General features: G+C 72.1%; 13 protein-coding genes. 8 read left to right on the forward strand and 5 right to left on the reverse strand.

Annotated elements, in window-relative coordinates:
- Positions 1-37: 37 nt before the first annotated feature.
- The 3 genes from ACIA8D_RS09655 to ACIA8D_RS09665 are packed head-to-tail and all read right to left on the reverse strand — an operon-like array spanning position 38 to position 4,067.
- The gene (locus ACIA8D_RS09655; protein ID WP_399230366.1) at positions 38-670 is read right to left on the reverse strand and encodes a response regulator; all 633 of its coding nucleotides are present in this window, start codon (positions 668-670) and stop codon (positions 38-40) included.
- Complete coding sequence (locus ACIA8D_RS09660) at positions 667-1,887, reverse strand: sensor histidine kinase (RefSeq protein ID WP_399230368.1); 1,221 nt, start codon at positions 1,885-1,887, stop codon at positions 667-669. The genes ACIA8D_RS09655 and ACIA8D_RS09660 overlap by 4 nt, the downstream gene beginning before the upstream one ends.
- Positions 1,888-1,892: 5 nt before the next feature.
- Positions 1,893-4,067 carry an MMPL family transporter gene (locus ACIA8D_RS09665; RefSeq protein WP_399230369.1) on the reverse strand — a complete coding sequence of 725 codons (2,175 nt, stop codon included), beginning with the start codon at positions 4,065-4,067 and terminating at the stop codon, positions 1,893-1,895.
- A 261-nt stretch (positions 4,068-4,328) separates the two neighbouring features.
- Here ACIA8D_RS09665 and ACIA8D_RS09670 point away from each other — a divergent pair, with 261 nt between their 5' ends.
- The 5 genes from ACIA8D_RS09670 (at position 4,329) to ACIA8D_RS09690 (ending at position 8,009) form a co-directional block, all read left to right on the forward strand.
- The gene (locus ACIA8D_RS09670) at positions 4,329-5,087 is read left to right on the forward strand and encodes an ABC transporter ATP-binding protein (RefSeq protein ID WP_399230675.1); all 759 of its coding nucleotides are present in this window, start codon (positions 4,329-4,331) and stop codon (positions 5,085-5,087) included.
- A gap of 194 nt (positions 5,088-5,281) precedes the next feature.
- Positions 5,282-5,662, forward strand: a complete 381-nt coding sequence (locus ACIA8D_RS09675; protein ID WP_399230371.1) for a cell division protein SepF — start codon at positions 5,282-5,284, stop codon at positions 5,660-5,662.
- A gap of 109 nt (positions 5,663-5,771) precedes the next feature.
- Positions 5,772-6,938, forward strand: a complete 1,167-nt coding sequence (locus ACIA8D_RS09680; RefSeq protein WP_399230373.1) for an ATP-binding protein — start codon at positions 5,772-5,774, stop codon at positions 6,936-6,938.
- On the forward strand, positions 6,935-7,321 hold the full coding sequence (locus ACIA8D_RS09685) for a nucleotide pyrophosphohydrolase (protein ID WP_399230374.1): 387 nt from the start codon (positions 6,935-6,937) through the stop codon (positions 7,319-7,321). Before ACIA8D_RS09680 ends, ACIA8D_RS09685 begins: the two co-directional genes overlap by 4 nt.
- A gap of 184 nt (positions 7,322-7,505) precedes the next feature.
- Positions 7,506-8,009 (forward strand): DUF6099 family protein, encoded by a 504-nt coding sequence (locus ACIA8D_RS09690; protein WP_399230376.1) that lies wholly within the window; start codon positions 7,506-7,508, stop codon positions 8,007-8,009.
- Between the two features lie 115 nt (positions 8,010-8,124).
- Here ACIA8D_RS09690 and ACIA8D_RS09695 read toward each other — a convergent pair whose 3' ends face one another.
- Both ACIA8D_RS09695 and ACIA8D_RS09700 read right to left on the reverse strand, forming a co-directional pair.
- The gene (locus tag ACIA8D_RS09695) at positions 8,125-8,313 is read right to left on the reverse strand and encodes a hypothetical protein (RefSeq protein ID WP_399230378.1); all 189 of its coding nucleotides are present in this window, start codon (positions 8,311-8,313) and stop codon (positions 8,125-8,127) included.
- 219 nt (positions 8,314-8,532) lie between these two features.
- On the reverse strand, positions 8,533-9,456 hold the full coding sequence (locus ACIA8D_RS09700) for an LLM class F420-dependent oxidoreductase (RefSeq protein ID WP_399230380.1): 924 nt from the start codon (positions 9,454-9,456) through the stop codon (positions 8,533-8,535).
- Positions 9,457-9,561: 105 nt separating this feature from the next.
- Here ACIA8D_RS09700 and ACIA8D_RS09705 point away from each other — a divergent pair, with 105 nt between their 5' ends.
- From ACIA8D_RS09705 to ACIA8D_RS09715, 3 genes are all read left to right on the forward strand, one after another.
- On the forward strand, positions 9,562-11,073 hold the full coding sequence (locus ACIA8D_RS09705) for a 3' terminal RNA ribose 2'-O-methyltransferase Hen1 (RefSeq protein WP_399230677.1): 1,512 nt from the start codon (positions 9,562-9,564) through the stop codon (positions 11,071-11,073).
- Positions 11,070-13,655 (forward strand): polynucleotide kinase-phosphatase, encoded by a 2,586-nt coding sequence (locus ACIA8D_RS09710; protein ID WP_399230381.1) that lies wholly within the window; start codon positions 11,070-11,072, stop codon positions 13,653-13,655. Before ACIA8D_RS09705 ends, ACIA8D_RS09710 begins: the two co-directional genes overlap by 4 nt.
- A gap of 167 nt (positions 13,656-13,822) precedes the next feature.
- Positions 13,823-15,064, forward strand: a complete 1,242-nt coding sequence (locus tag ACIA8D_RS09715) for an arginine deiminase (protein ID WP_399230383.1) — start codon at positions 13,823-13,825, stop codon at positions 15,062-15,064.
- Positions 15,065-15,125: the final 61 nt, after the last annotated feature.

Genomic DNA, 15,125 nt, shown 5'->3' on the forward strand with positions numbered 1-15,125 from the left:
TGCACGACCCCGTCGAACCCCTCTGGGTCGACAGGAGCTACAGCACCCCGCGCTCCAGTGCCACGACCACCGCCCGCGTCCGGTCGCTTACGTCCAGCTTCGCGAAGATGCGCAGCAGATGCGTCTTCACGGTCGCCTCGCCGATCACGAGGCGCTTCGCGATGTCGGGGTTGGACAGGCCGTCGGCGACCGCCGTCAGGACATCCACCTCGCGCGCGGTCAGCGCCGTCTGCGTCGGCCGGCGCAGCTTCGCCACGAGCTTCTGCGCCACCCGCGGGGCCAGCACCGTCTCGCCGCGCGCCGCCGAGCGGATCGCGTCGACGAGCTGCTCGCGCGTGGTGTCCTTGAGCAGATAGCCGACCGCGCCCGCCTCCACCGCCCGCTCGATCTCGGAGTCCGTGTCGTACGTCGTCAGGATCAGGACGCGGGTGCGGCTCGGCCCCGCGACGATCCGCTCGGTCGCCGCCACCCCGTCGAGCCCCGGCATCCGCAGGTCGAGCAGCGCCACATCGGGGCGCAGCTCCTCGACGAGCGCCACGCCGGACCGGCCGTCGTCCGCCTCGCCGACGACCTCGAGGCCGGGCTCCGGCGCGAGCAGGGCGACGACCCCGGCCCGCATCACGGTGTGGTCGTCGACCACGACGACCCTCAGGTTCACCGCGTCAATCATGCTCGCTCCTCTTCGGCCCGGGGGCCGGGCAGTTGGGCCAGAACGCGGGTGCCGTCCCCCGGGGAGCTGGTGACGGTCAGCTCGCCGCCGAGTTCGGCAAGGCGCTTGCGCATGCCGTCGAGGCCGAAGCCGCGCGCCGCGTCGACGTCGAAGCCGTCCCCGTCGTCGGTGATCTCCAGATCGATGCCGTACGCGCTCTGGTCAAGGACCACGGCGACGGCCGAAGCGGCGGCGTGCTTACGGACGTTGGCGAGCGACTCCTGGGTGCAGCGCAGCAGTGCGATACGGGTCTGCTGGTCGCAGTCGACCTCGGCCAGTTCGGCGTCCACCGTGACCCCGGTGTCCTCGGTGAACCGGTCGAGGGCGCGGCGCAGCGTGCCCGCCACCGGGCCCTGTATGCCGCCGCCCGGCGGGGATGTCGCGCCGACGAGGGCACGCGCCTCTGCCAGATTCTCCCGTGCCGTCTGCTCGATCGACGTCAACTGCTGCGCGGAGCGTGCTGGTTCCGAAGGAAGCCCGGCGCGGGCCGCCTCCGCGAGGACGATGATCGAGGCGAAGCCCTGGGCGAGCGTGTCGTGGATCTCGCGGGCCATCCGCTCCCGCTCGTCCGCCGCACCCTGCCTGCGATGTGCTTCGACCAACGCCTGTTGCGTGTCGGCCAGTTCGTCGCTCAGGCGTCGAGTGCGGGCCTCGCCCTGCTCGGTGATCCGGTGCACCAGGAGGCCCACCGTGGACCCGGCGGCGTATCCGGCGAGGGTGAACAACACGTTCCCGCCCAGCAGTTCGGTGCCCGGATCGCCTCCGGTGACGGTGCCGGCGGCCGTGAGCGCCGCGGCCGCCCCGCTGAGGGCGAGCGCGGAGCCGGGCCCGGACGCGTAGATCCAGAAGTGCGGCAGCGACACGATGAACAGGGCGGCGCCGCTGCCCATCGCGTACGACACGGCGCCGACCCCGGCGGCGAGCAGTGCGAGATAGGCGGTCGGTCGCAGCAGCTCCCGCCCGGGGAACATCGCCACCGCCGCGTACGCGCAGGTCATGACGGACAGCAGCACGAACGTCGGGTACTTCGTCCCGGCCGGGGTGTCCGCCACCGCGAGGGCGGGCGGCACCAGGCCGCACAGCACCCACACCACGGCGTTCCAGCGGTGCGGTACGGGCACGGCCGCCTGGGCCGGACCCCGGTCCGGGGCGAGGAGAGGCACTCGGCTGCTGTCCACGGCGATCAGCCTACGTTCGCGAGCGGGCGCTCGGTCGTGGACTTTCCGGCTCGCAGCGGTCCGCGCGAGGGCCACCAACTCCGCTCGCCCAGCAGCAGCATGAGCGCGGGCAGAATCAGCACCCGGATGACAAAGGCGTCCAGGAGCACCGCCACGGCCAGGCTGAACCCGATCTGCTTCATCTCGATGAAGTGCAGCGACACGAAGCTGGCGAACACGGTCACCATCACGAACGCCGCGCTGGTCACCACCCCGGCCGAGCTGCCGACCCCGTCGAGCACCGCCTGCCGCGTCGGCACCCCGCGCTGGGCGGCCTCCTTGATCCGGCTGATCACGAACACCTGGTAGTCCATCGAGAGCCCGAAAAGGATCACGAAGAGGAACAGCGGCACCCGCGAGCCGATCGTGCCCGTCGACTGGAAGTCCAGCAGACCTTCGGCCCAACTGCCCTGGAACGTCAGGGTGAGGACGCCGAGCGAGGCGGCCGCCGACAGCAGGTTCAGGGCGACGCCGACGAGGCCGAGCACCACGGACCGGAACGCCCACACGGTCATCGCGAACGTCACGAGCAGCAGCGCCCCGATGATCAGCGGCAGCTTCTCCTTCTGGTGCGCGGGATAGTCGGCGTAACGGGCGACGTCACCGGTGACCGCGGCGTCGATGTTCCCGCTCAACTCACCTACGGTGTCCGGGAGATACTCCCCGCGCAGCCGTTCCAGCGACTCCTGCGCGGGCTTCGTGCTGACGTAGTGCGGGACCGGCAGTTCGAGCGAGGTGACGCGGCGGTCGGAAGAACCGCGCAGGGTGAACGTGCCGTTCAGGCCGGGGTCGTCCTTGACGTCCTCGGCGAGCGAGCGCAGCGCCCCGGCCACCTCGTCCGCACGCCCGGCGTCGGCCCGTACGAGAATCTGGTGTGCAGCCTTGACCTCGGGGAAAGCCGCGTTCAAACGGTCGAAGGTGGGCATCGACTGGGTCTGCCGCGAGTGCGTCTCACGGCCCATGTCGGTGAGCTTCAAGCCGAGCAGGGGAGCCGCCAGGGCCACCATGGCGAGGACCGCGACGATCAGCACGGCACCGGGGCGACGGGCGGTGAGGCGCAGCAGGGCGTTGTGCCGCACAGGCCTGTGCGGCCTCGCCTTGCGTGGCCCCCGCCGTGCGGCGCGGCGCTCGGCGCGCGCCCCGATCTTCACGAGCAGTGCGGGCAGCACCGTCAACGAACTGACCACGGCGACCAGCGTCACCAGGATCGCGGCCGTCGCGATCGACGAGAAGATGACGTCGTCGGCGAGATACAGCGTCGCACTGGACACGGCGACCGCGAGCCCGGAGAGCACGACCGCGCGACCGGAGGTGGCGGCCGCGATCTCCACCAGCGCCCGCGAACTCAACTCCCCGCCCGATCGCGCCCGTTCCTCCCGCTCCCGCTTCAGATAGAACAGCGTGTAGTCGACGCCGACGGCGAGCCCGATCAGCAGAATGATGTTCGTGCCGACCCCCGCGTCGGGGAAGACGTGCGAGGCGAGCATCGACAGGCCGATCGACGCGACGATCGCGGACAGCGCGAGCAGCAGCGGCACGGTCGCCATCGCCACCGAGCGGAACACGAGCAGCAGCGTGAGCAGCGTGATGGGCAGCGCGATCATCTCCGTACGGGAGAGGTCGCTGCCGCGCAGCTTGTCGACGCCCTGGCTGATCGAGGGTCCGCCCGTCTCCTCGACGCGAAGCTCCGGGTGCGCCTTCTGCGCCGCGGCGGTCTGCGCCCGCAGCGGATCGACGTGCTTCTTCCCGTCGAGCTCGGCGCCCTTCATGGTGACGTCGACACGGACCGCCCGGCCGTCCTTCGACCACACGGGCTCCGCCACGGACCGCACCTCGGGCAGCCCCCGCATCCGGCCGGTGATCTCATCGGCGACGGCGGTGCCCGTCGCCCGGTCAAGCCGCCCGGAGGTGCGGCCCTCGATCAGCACCCGCTCGACGGGCCGCTGCGCGAGCCCGCCCTCCCGGGCGATCGCCTCGCCGCGACCCGCCTCACCGACACCGAAGTCGGCGGACGTGGCGGCGTTGCCACCCACGGTGATCCCGGCACCGAGGCACAGGACGACGAACAGGAACCAGCCGGCGATCGCCCTCCAGGGGTGCCCGGCGCTCCAACGAGCCATACGTACGGGGTAGTTGGTCATGGTGTCCATGCTGGTCGCGGCGGTACGGGCGCGGACAGCGGCGACCGGTGGAACCCGGGGTCCACCGGTCGGTGGACCCCGGCGCGTCACAAGCGGCTCCCGGTCGCCGCGTCCACGAAATGGACACCCATCGGGATGAATGCAACATGCAGCTACCCTCCGGTGCGTACGAGGACCCGTCACCAGCTCGTACGCGAAGAGGCAGGAGGCGCCGTGAACGAGAACCAGGGCCGTGCCGTGGCCGCCCTCGACGGCGTGGGCATGCGCCGCTACACCACCGGCCAGGTCATCCTCGACGACATCGACTGGACCGTACGTTCCGGCGAGCACTGGGCGCTGCTCGGTCCGAACGGCGCGGGCAAGACCAGCATCCTGCGGCTCGTCGGCGCCACCAACCACCCGACCACCGGCACCGTCGAGGTCCTCGGCCACCGGCTCGGCCGCGTCGACGTCCGCGAGCTGCGCGCCCTCATCGGCCACGTCTCCACCTCCCAGCGCGTCCCCCAGGACCTGCCGGGCCACACCGTCGTCCTCACCGGCCACAGCGGCACCGTCCAGCCCCTGTGGAAGACGTACGACGACGAGGTGCGCGAGCGCGCCCACGCGCTGCTCGCCGAACTCCAGATCAAGGAACTCGCCGACCGCCCCTACGGCGTCTGCTCCGGCGGCCAGCGCGCCCGCCTCCTCATCGCCCGCGCCCTCATGGCGGACCCGGCGCTGCTCCTGCTCGACGAGCCGTTCAACGCCCTCGACCTGCCCTCCCGCGAGGACCTCATCGACACGATGCGTCAACTCGCCGCCGGGCGCCCCGAGTTGGCGACCGTGACCGTCACCCACCACCTGGAGGAACTCTCCCCGGCCATCAGCCATGCCCTCCTGCTGCGCGAGGGCCGCGTCCTCGCGAGCGGCGCCGTCGACGAGGTGCTGACCAAGGACCTGATGACCTCCTGCTTCGGGCGCCCCATCGAGGTCAGCAGGCACGGCGGACGCTGGCTGGCGCGCTCCGGCGACCAGGTGTGACCTGACGCACGGGCTCCGGAGTGTGTCGGTGTTGGGCCGAACGGGTTACATCGCGTAAGAATTGGGCGGTGCAGACAACAGTGCGAGCCCAAACGGGGTGGGGGCTGCATCTGCCCGGGGACAACCCCCGGACCCCCGGCCGCGACAACAGGGCAGCCGTCATCCCTGGCGCCGACACCACGAGGACAACCTGAGTGAACAGCCACGACGTCACCGACGAACAGTGGGAGGGGCTCGCCCAGGTCGTGCCGCTGCGCAGCCGCAACGAGTGGCCGTCAGCGGTCGACCACCGGGCGATGCCCGAGGCGGACACCGAGCCGCGGCGCCGCTTCGTGGTCCTGCGTGTCATCGTCTTCGGCGACGCGCGCGAGGTCGCCGAGACCGTCATGTCCGGCATCCCGGTGCTGCTCGACCTGACCGGCGCCGAGACCGACGTGGCCAAGCGGGTCCTGGACTTCAGCAGCGGCGTCGTCATGGGCCTCGGCTGCGGCATGCACCGCGTCGACCGCAACGTCTTCCTGCTGGCCCCTCCCGGCACCGAGGTCCAGGGACTTGTGCAGGGTGCCGTCTCCTGAGGGCGGCCCGGTGGACGTTCGGGCAAGCCCGGTGGGCATAGTCCCCCGATCGTAGGAAGGGCGCTGCGCGCAAACGGTTCTGCGCCGCCGGCCCGCCTACGTTCGACCCATGACCGTGTTCCGCCGGGGCTCGACCCCGACCCCCGGCGCGTCCCCCGACCGCCCGCGCGTGACCCGGCTCAGGCTCGCCGCCTTCGCCCGCCACCGCGGCACCACCGTCCCCCTCGGCCCCTTCACCGCCGTGTCGGGCCCCAGCGGTAGCGGCAAGACCAGCCTCCTGCGTGCCTTCGCCGCGCTCGCCGGACTCGGCGGCGGAGCGCACCTCGCCGACGTGTTCCCCGACCCCCGCGCCTACGTTCCCGAACGCGCACGGCCCGACGCCGAACGACGCCGCGGATTCCACCTCGGCTGCACCGTCGAGGGCCCGGTGGGACCGGTACGGCTCGACCTGGCCGTCCAGGCCGAACCCGAACTCCGCGTCGTGGGCGAACGATTGACCGGGCCCGACATCACCTACCTGGAGACCGCGCTGCGCGACCCCGGCAGGCGCGACGTCCAGGCGGCCTGGCACACCGCGGGGTCCGTGCCCGTGACCCGCGGACCGCTCCCCGACGACCTCCTCGGCACCGCCATGTTGCCCCTGCGCGTCGCCGGCCGCACCGAAGGGCAGCGCAAGGTGCTCGCCGCGGCCGAACAGGTCGTCGTCGGCCTGCGCTCCACCTTCGCCTGCGACCCCGACCCCACACGGATGCGCACCCCCGCCCGCGCCGCGGCCGACCGGCTGCACGGCGGCTGCGGCAACCTCGCCGCCGTACTGCGCCGCACCGGTGCCGAATGCGGGAACCGGCACGCGCTGTTCGTCGCGGCGGCCCGCGCGGGCCTCGTGGGACCGGTGCGGGACGTACGCGCGGAGACGGCGCGCGATGGGACGGTACGCGCCGTCGTGGACCGCGGCGGCGGAGTGACCAGCCCCGTCGAGCGGCTCGCCGACGGGGAGTTGAGGTACCTCGCCCTCGCGCTCGTCCTGCTCACCGGACCCCGCGTGCTCGCCGTCGACACGGCCGCGGAGGTACCGGAGGCGTACCAGAGCCTGACGATCCTCGCGGACGGCTTCGACCGGGGCCTGGATCGCACCCAGTGCGCCGAACTCACGGAGCTGGCCGCCCGCATGTGCGCCCGCGGGCACATCCGGCTCGTCGCCGCGGTGGGCGAGGGCTCCGAGGCGGAGCGGGGAGCGCGGGCGCACGGCGCGGCGATGGTAGACCTGGGGCGATGAACGAGGAACACGAAGCACCCCGCGGCGCCGGCGAACTCCCGGATGACCGGCCGCTCGACGTGGCGGCCCTGCAAGCACGCCTGGCCCGTTTCGCGGTCGCCCGCGACTGGCAGCCCTTCCACACGCCGAAGAACCTGGCGGCCGCGCTGAGCGTCGAGGCCTCCGAACTGGTCGAGATCTTCCAGTGGTTGACCCCCGAGCAGTCCGCCCGCGTGATGGAGGAACCGGAATCGGCCCACCGGGTCGAGGACGAGATCGCCGACGTCCTCGCCTACCTCCTGCAACTCTGCGAGGTCCTGGGCGTCGACGCGCTGGCCGCGCTGTCGGCGAAGATCGACCGCAACGAGCGGCGCTTCCCGGCGCGGGGTGAGGGAACCGGATAACGGCGGAGTCGCCGGCTCCGCCAACTGCCCACCGGGACAAGAAATGTCACTCTCCGGAGTCGTCGACTTATCCACATCGAACCTTGTGTCCACAGATTTCGGGCTTCCCCTGGCTTTTCGCCGCTCATACCTTCACTCTGGGTAGTGGACGAAGGAGTTCGGGCGGGAGACGGACGGGGACGCGATGGATGCGGTACGGCTCATCGGGGTCGGCCGACGGGCCCTGGCGCAGAGTCAGGACCCGCGGGACATCATGAGGGAGGCATGGCAGGCACAGGCATTGGCGCAGGCGATGGGGAGCCGCCTCGCGATGCAGGGGCCACCGGAATTACGAGGCGAGGCGGTGGGGCTGAGCGAAGCGGGGGCGCGAGGCAGCGGCGGATCGGCGACGCCGGTCGTGGGAGCCGGGGGAATACGGGCGGCGCAGCTGACCGAACTGGGCGATGTGCACCGGGCGTTGACGGACCTCGGGGCGCTGCTCGGTGACGTGGGCATCGCGCTCGTCGCCGTGGCGAGCGAGTCGTTCGAGGAAGGGGCCTATTGGCAGTGCATGGAGGCGATCGACGCGGCGGACGAATCGCGGGACAGAATCCTCGAGATACTGCGGCGGCTCCCGGAGGGCGGCCGTGCGCTGCCCCTCGCCGACCGGGAGCCCGCGCCGGAGCCCGACTCGGACTCGGCGGCGTGACACCGGCGGGCGCGGGTCCGGGCGGGCGGGCGCACGGCCCGGGGCCCGGACGGGACCGGGCTCCGGAGCCGACCCCGGTCGGCGCCGCGGGCGCCTGACGCGCCGGGCGTCCCGCTCAGCCGTCCTCACCGGTCGGCGGCGAAGTCCTGGGCGGCTGCTGGAGGTCGGCGTCGAGCTGCGTCAGGTCGGCGTTGAGCGCGGCCATCAGCTCTTCCATCTGCTGCAGCAGACCCTTGGGTGCGCCTTCCTGCTCCGGCGCGGACGTGTCGTGCACGGCCCCATCGGGCGCGGCTTCCTGGGACATGGCGGCCTCCTCGGCCCTCGCCCTCCGACAGAGGAGGGGAGTTGACGCGATCGTGACGCCCGGCAGCGACCGCCGGCGCGGGTGCCGGGCGGTCCGGCTCCGCCCGAGTCAACGATCACGACCGGCGCCGGGTCACTGCGCGCCCCCGCCCCCGCGCCCCGGGTTGACGCAATTTCACCCGACCGTGGAGGCGGGGCCGAAGGGGCGGGCCGGCTCGCCTCAGCTCAGCTGTGGCGCCACCTCGGAGGCGATCAGTTCCAGGTGGTCCAGGTCGTCGAGGTCGAGCATCTGGAGGTACATCCGTTGGGAGCCCACGGACTGGTAGGCGGCGAGGCGTTCGACGACCTCGGCGGGGGAGCCGGCGAGGCCGTTGGCCTTCAGCTCGTCGACGTCGCGGCCGATGGCGTCGGCGCGGCGCTTGACCTCGGCGTCGGTGCGGCCGACGCAGGCGATGAGGGCGTTGGAGTAGGTGAGCGCGTCCTGGGCGCGGCCGTGCTCCCCGGCCGCGGCCTTCACGCGCTTGAACTGCAGCTCCGTGTCGGCGATCGAGGCGAAGGGGATGTTGAACTCGGTGGCGAACCGGGCGGCGAGCGCCGGGGTCTTCTTGGCGCCGTGGCCGCCGACGAGGATCGGGACGCGCGGCTGGGTGGGCTTGGGCAGGGCGGGGGAGTCCTTCAACTGGTAGAAGGTTCCGTCGTAGTTGAAGCGCTGCCCGACCGGCGTCTCCCACAGGCCCGTCACGATGGCGAGCTGCTCCTCCAGGCGCCCGAACTTCTCCTTCGGGAACGGGATGCCGTACGCCGCGTGCTCCTCCTCGTACCAGCCCGAGCCGAGCCCGAGTTCGACGCGGCCGCCGGACATCTGGTCGACCTGCGCGACCTGGATGGCGAGCACGCCGGGAAGCCGGAAGGTACCGGCGGTCATCAGCGTGCCGAGCCGGATCCGGCTCGTCTCGCGGGCGAGCCCGGCGAGCGTCGTCCAGGCGTCCGTCGGGCCCGGCAGACCGTCGACGGGTCCCATGTGGAGGTAGTGGTCCGACCGGAAAAAGGCTCCGTAGTTCAAGTCCTCGGCGGCCTTGGCGACGCGGAGCAGCGTCTCGTAGGTCGCGCCCTGCTGCGGTTCGGTGAATACGCGAAGATCCATGCACCCATCATGCAGGTCAGGGGCGCGTCCTTCGATGACGCGGGCGCCGTCGTGCGGGCGAAAACCCATGGTGGCGAGGGCGCGGCCGGAGCCATACTCGGCCGTGTGCTTCTGACGATCTCCACCACCGGCAATGCCGCCAATCCGGCCACCGACCTGGGCTTTCTGCTGCACAAGCATCCGGCGAACGCCCAGGCCTTCAGCACGGCGCACGGCACCGCGCACGTCTTCTACCCCGAGGCGGACGACGAGCGGTGCACGGCCGCGCTGCTGCTGGAAGTGGACCCCGTGGCGCTGGCCCGGCGGGGCCGGGGCAAGGGGCGGGGCGGCGCGCCCGACGCGGCGCTCGCGCAGTACGTGAACGACCGGCCGTACGCCGCGTCGTCGCTGCTCGCCGTCGCGTTGAGCAATGTCTTCTCCAGCGCGCTGCGCGGTGTGTGCAAGGCCCGCCCGGAGCGCGCGGAGCAGGCGCTGCCGTTGCGCGTCGAGGTGCCCGCGCTGCCCGCGCGCGGCGGCGCCGACCTCGTACGGAAGCTGTTCGAGCCGCTCGGGTGGGCGGTCGAGGCGACGGCCGTTCCGCTGGACGAGCGGTTCCCCGAGTGGGGCGACTCGCGGTACGTGCGGCTGGTCCTGGAGGGCGAATTGCGGCTCGCGCACGCGCTGCGGCACCTGTACGTGCTGCTGCCGGTGCTCGACGACGCCAAGCACTACTGGGTGTCGTCCGACGAGGTGGACAAGTTGCTGCGGGCTGGGGACGGCTGGCTGGCCGGGCACCCGGAGCAGAAGCTGATCGTCGGCCGGTATCTGTCGCGGCGCTGGTCGCTGACCCGGCAGGCCATGGAGCGCTTGGAGCTGGCCCGGCTCGCGGACGCCGACGACACGGACGTCGACGAGATCGACAACGCCGTGGACGAGGAGAGCGACACCGAGGAGCGGCCGGTGCCGCTGGCGGTGCGGCGCAGGGAGGCGATCCTCGACGCGCTGCGCGGCTCCGGCGCCGTCCGGGTGCTCGATCTGGGCTGCGGGCAGGGCCAGTTGGTGGGCGAGCTGCTCAAGGAGGTGCGGTTCACCGAGATCGTGGGGGTGGACGTGTCCGTGCGGGCGCTCACCGTGGCGTCCCGGCGGCTGAAGCTCGATCGGCTGGGGGAGCGGCAGGCGGCGCGCGTCCGGCTGGTGCAGGGGGCGCTCACGTACACCGACAAGCGGCTCAAGGGGTACGACGCCGCGGTGCTCAGCGAGGTGATCGAGCACCTCGACCTGCCGAGGCTGCCCGCGCTCGAGTACGCGGTGTTCGGTTCGGCGCGGCCCCGTACGGTCGTCGTGACCACGCCGAACGTCGAGTACAACGTCCGCTGGGAGTCCCTGCCCGCCGGGCACGTCCGGCACGGCGACCACCGGTTCGAGTGGACGCGGGCCGAGTTCCGCGACTGGGCGGAGCGGGTCGCGGCGCGGCACGGATACGCGGTGCGGTACGTGCCGGTGGGGGAGGACGACCCGGAGGTGGGCCCGCCGACGCAGATGGCGGTGTTCACGACGACCGGGACGACGACAGACACGACGACAGACGCGACGAACGACACGACGCGTACGAACGAGAAGGAGGCGACAGCCGTATGACCGCCACGGACACCACCACAGGGCGCGTGCTGCCCGTCACCGATCTCTCGCTCGTCGTGCTGGTCGGGGCGTCCGGCTCGGGCAAGTCCACGTTCGCGCGCGCCCACTTCAAGCCGACCGAGGTGATCTCCAGCGACTTCTGCCGCGGCCTGGTGGCCGACGACGAGAACGACCAGGGGGCCAGCCGCGACGCCTTCGACGTGCTGCACTACATCGCGGGCAAGCGGCTCGCGGCCGGCCGGCTGACCGTGGTCGACGCGACCAACGTGCAGCAGGAGTCCCGCCGTCAGCTCGTCGAGCTGGCGCGGAAGCACGACGTGCTGCCCATCGCCATCGTGCTCGACGTGCCGGAGGACGTGTGCGCCGCGCGGAACGCCGGGCGCACCGACCGCGCCGACATGCCGCGCCGCGTCATCACCCGCCACACCCGTGAACTGCGCCGCTCCCTCAAGCACTTGGAGCGCGAGGGCTTCCGCAAGGTGCACGTGCTGCGCGGCGTCGAGCAGGTCGAGGGCGCGGGCGTCGTGCGCGAGAAGCGGTTCAACGATCTGACGCACCTCACCGGACCGTTCGACATCATCGGCGACATCCACGGCTGTGCGAACGAACTCGAGGCGCTGCTCGGCAAGTTGGGCTTCGTGGACGGGGCGCACCCCGAGGGGCGGACCGCCGTCTTCGTCGGCGACCTCGTCGACCGCGGCCCCGACACGCCCGGCGTGCTGCGCCGCGTGATGGGCATGGTGAAGGCCGGTACGGCACTGTGCGTGCCGGGCAACCACGAGAACAAGCTGGGCCGTTGGCTGAAGGGGCGCAACGTGCGGCCCACGCACGGCCTCGCCGAGACGGTCGAGCAGCTGGGCGGGGAGAGCGAGGAGTTCCGCGCGGAGGTGCGCACGTTCGTCGAGGGGCTGGTCAGTCACTACGTCCTCGACGGCGGGAAGCTCGTCGTGTGCCACGCCGGACTGCCCGAGAAGTACCACGGGCGCACGTCGGGACGGGTCCGTTCGCACGCGCTGTACGGGGACACGACCGGTGAGACCGACGAATTCGGCCTTCCGGTGCGCTACCCGTGGGCGGAGGACTATCGCGGCCAGGCCGCCGTGGTCTACGGCCACACTCCCGTGCCGACCGCTACGTGGCTCAACAACACCATCTGCCTCGACACGGGCGCCGTGTTCGGCGGAAAGCTCACCGCGCTGCGCTGGCCGGAGCGCGAGCTGGTCGACGTACCGGCCGAGCAGGTCTGGTACGAGCCGGTCAGGCCGCTGGGGACCGAGGCGCCGGGCGGGCACGAGGGGCGGCCGCTGGACCTCGCCGATGTGCGGGGGCGCCGGAGCGTGGAGACCCGGCACACGGGCCGCGTCACCGTGCGCGAGGAGAACGCGGCGGCGGCCCTGGAGGTGATGAGCCGGTTCGCGGTCGATCCGCGCCTTGTGCCGTATCTGCCGCCGACGATGGCGCCGACCGCGACGTCCGAGGTGGACGGCTACCTGGAGCACCCGGCGGAGGCGTTCGCGCAGTACGCCGCCGACGGGGTGGAGCGGGTCGTGTGCGAGGAGAAGCACATGGGCTCGCGGGCCGTGGTGCTGGTGTGCCGGGACGCGGAGGCGGCGCGGGAGCGGTTCGGCGTGTCCGAGGAGGGCGGTGAGGCGGTCACCGGTTCGGTCTACACGCGCACCGGGCGGCCGTTCTTCGACGACGCGGCGACCACAGAGGCAGTCCTCGGGCGGGTGCGGGACGCCGTCACCGCCGCCGGTCTCTGGGAGGAGCTCGCTGCGTCCGACAGCGCCTCCGGCGCGGGCGACTGGGTACTGTTCGACGCCGAGTTGCTGCCGTGGTCGCTCAAGGCGTCCGGGTTGCTGCGCGCGCAGTACGCGGCGGTGGGCGCGGCGTCCGGCGCCGCGTTCCCGGGGGCGCTCGGGGCGTTGGAGGCGGCGGCGGAGCGGGGTGTCGACGTGGGTGAACTCCTTGAGCGGCAGCGTGGCCGCGCGGCCGACGCCGCCGCGTTCACGGACGCGTACCGGCGCTACTGCTGGAGCACGGACGGGCTCGACGGGGTGCGGCTCGCGCCGTTCCAAATCTTGGCCGTTCAGGGGCGCTCGCTCGCCGGTCTTGCGCACGACGAGCAGCTCGCGCTCATCGACCGGGTCGTCGCGCACGACACGAGTGGGCTGCTGCGGACGACGCGGCGGCTGTACGTCGACACGGGGGACGCCGCGTCTGTGCGGGCCGGGATCGACTGGTGGCTGGAGATGACCGGGCGGGGCGGTGAGGGCATGGTCGTCAAGCCGGTCGGGGCGCTGGTGCGGGATACGAAGGGGCGGCTCGTGCAGCCGGGGGTGAAGTGCCGTGGGCGCGAGTACCTCCGGATCGTGTACGGGCCGGAGTACACGCGGCCGGGGAATCTGGCGAAGTTGCGGCAGCGGTTTCTTGGGCACAAGCGGTCGTTGGCGATCCGGGAGTACGGGGTGGGCCTGGAGGCCCTGGATCGGTTGGCGGAGGGGGAGCCGTTGTGGCGGGTGCATGAGGCGGTGTTCGCGGTCCTGGCGCTTGAGTCCGAGCCGGTCGATCCTCGGCTCTGACGTCCCGTCGCGGTCGACCGGGCTTCAAAGATCGGGGCTCTGCCCCGGACCCCGCTGCTCAATCGCCGCAGGGGCTTGATGGATCAAGCCCCGCCGGCGATTGAGGCGCGGGGGCTGGGGCGGAGCCCCGGGGCGCAACCACGGGTGGCCGGGGTAAGGATGGGCACATGGGATTCCACGTCGACTCCGAGGCCGGTCGCCTACGCCGAGTGATTCTGCACAGGCCCGACCTCGAACTGAAGCGCCTCACGCCCAGCAACAAGGACCAGTTGCTCTTCGACGACGTGCTGTGGGTGCGCCGGGCCCGCCAGGAGCACGACGGGTTCGCCGACGTCCTGCGCGACCGGGGCGTCAGCGTGCACCTGTTCGGGGATCTGCTCACCGAGGCCCTCGACGTCGACGCCGCCCGCGGCCTCGTGCTCGACCGGGTCTTCGACGAGAAGGAGTACGGCCCGCTCGCCACCGACCACCTCCGGGCCGCCTTCGAGACGCTGCCGTCCGCGGAGCTCGCCGAGGCGCTCATCGGTGGGATGACCAAGCGGGAGTTCCTCGACGCCCACCCGGAGCCGACCTCCGTCCGCTTCCACGTCATGGAGCTCGACGACTTCCTGCTCGGCCCGCTGCCCAACCACCTGTTCACCCGCGACACCTCGGCGTGGATCTACGACGGGGTGTCCATCAACGCGATGCGCTGGCCGGCCCGGCAGCGCGAGACCGTGCACTTCGAGGCGATCTACCGGCACCATCCGCTGTTCCGGGACGCCGCCGCGGACGGGGGATTCCATGTGTGGTCCGAGGGGCAGGCCGACTATCCGTCGACCATCGAGGGCGGCGACGTCCTCGTCATCGGCCAGGGCGCCGTCCTCATCGGGATGAGCGAGCGCACCACCCCGCAGGCCGTGGAGATGCTCGCGCACAAGCTGTTCGCGGCGGGCTCCGCGCGCACCATCGTCGCCCTCGACATGCCGAAGAGACGTGCCTTCATGCACCTCGACACGGTGATGACGATGGTCGACGGCGATACGTTCACGCAGTACGCGGGGCTCGGCATGCTCCGCTCGTACACCATCGAACCGGGCACGTCCGGCGCCGAGTTGAAGGTCACCGACCACCCGCCCGAGCACATGCACCGCGCCATCGCCGCCGCGCTCGGGCTCTCCGGGATCCGGGTGCTGACCGCGACGCAGGACGTGCACGCCGCCGAGCGCGAGCAGTGGGACGACGGCTGCAATGTGCTCGCCGTCGAGCCGGGCGTCGTCGTCGCGTACGAGCGCAACGCCACGACGAACACGTTCCTGCGCAAGCAGGGCATCGAGGTCATCGAGATCCCGGGCAGCGAACTGGGGCGCGGCCGCGGCGGCCCGCGCTGCATGAGCTGCCCGGTCGAGCGGGACCCGGTCACTGCCTGAGCGCAGCCCCGTGAACACCTGAGCGGGCCGGCGGCGGCGATCTTCCCAGACGCCCCTTGTC

The organism is Streptomyces sp. NPDC051684, assembly GCF_044453445.1.
GTDB lineage: Bacteria > Actinomycetota > Actinomycetes > Streptomycetales > Streptomycetaceae > Streptomyces.

Bases quoted from the DNA above. Each gene is read 5' to 3' on its own strand.
- ACIA8D_RS09695 (WP_399230378.1), bottom strand. From the start codon at position 8,313: ATGTCCCAGGAAGCCGCGCCCGATGGGGCCGTGCACGACACGTCCGCG.
- ACIA8D_RS09715 (WP_399230383.1), top strand. From the start codon at position 13,823: ATGGGATTCCACGTCGACTCCGAGGCCGGTCGCCTACGCCGAGTGATT.
- ACIA8D_RS09670 (WP_399230675.1), top strand. From the start codon at position 4,329: ATGCGCCGCTACACCACCGGCCAGGTCATCCTCGACGACATCGACTGG.
- ACIA8D_RS09685 (WP_399230374.1), top strand. From the start codon at position 6,935: ATGAACGAGGAACACGAAGCACCCCGCGGCGCCGGCGAACTCCCGGAT.
- ACIA8D_RS09690 (WP_399230376.1), top strand. From the start codon at position 7,506: ATGGATGCGGTACGGCTCATCGGGGTCGGCCGACGGGCCCTGGCGCAG.
- ACIA8D_RS09700 (WP_399230380.1), bottom strand. From the start codon at position 9,456: ATGGATCTTCGCGTATTCACCGAACCGCAGCAGGGCGCGACCTACGAG.
- ACIA8D_RS09680 (WP_399230373.1), top strand. From the start codon at position 5,772: ATGACCGTGTTCCGCCGGGGCTCGACCCCGACCCCCGGCGCGTCCCCC.
- ACIA8D_RS09655 (WP_399230366.1), bottom strand. From the start codon at position 670: ATGATTGACGCGGTGAACCTGAGGGTCGTCGTGGTCGACGACCACACC.
- ACIA8D_RS09665 (WP_399230369.1), bottom strand. From the start codon at position 4,067: ATGACCAACTACCCCGTACGTATGGCTCGTTGGAGCGCCGGGCACCCC.
- ACIA8D_RS09710 (WP_399230381.1), top strand. From the start codon at position 11,070: ATGACCGCCACGGACACCACCACAGGGCGCGTGCTGCCCGTCACCGAT.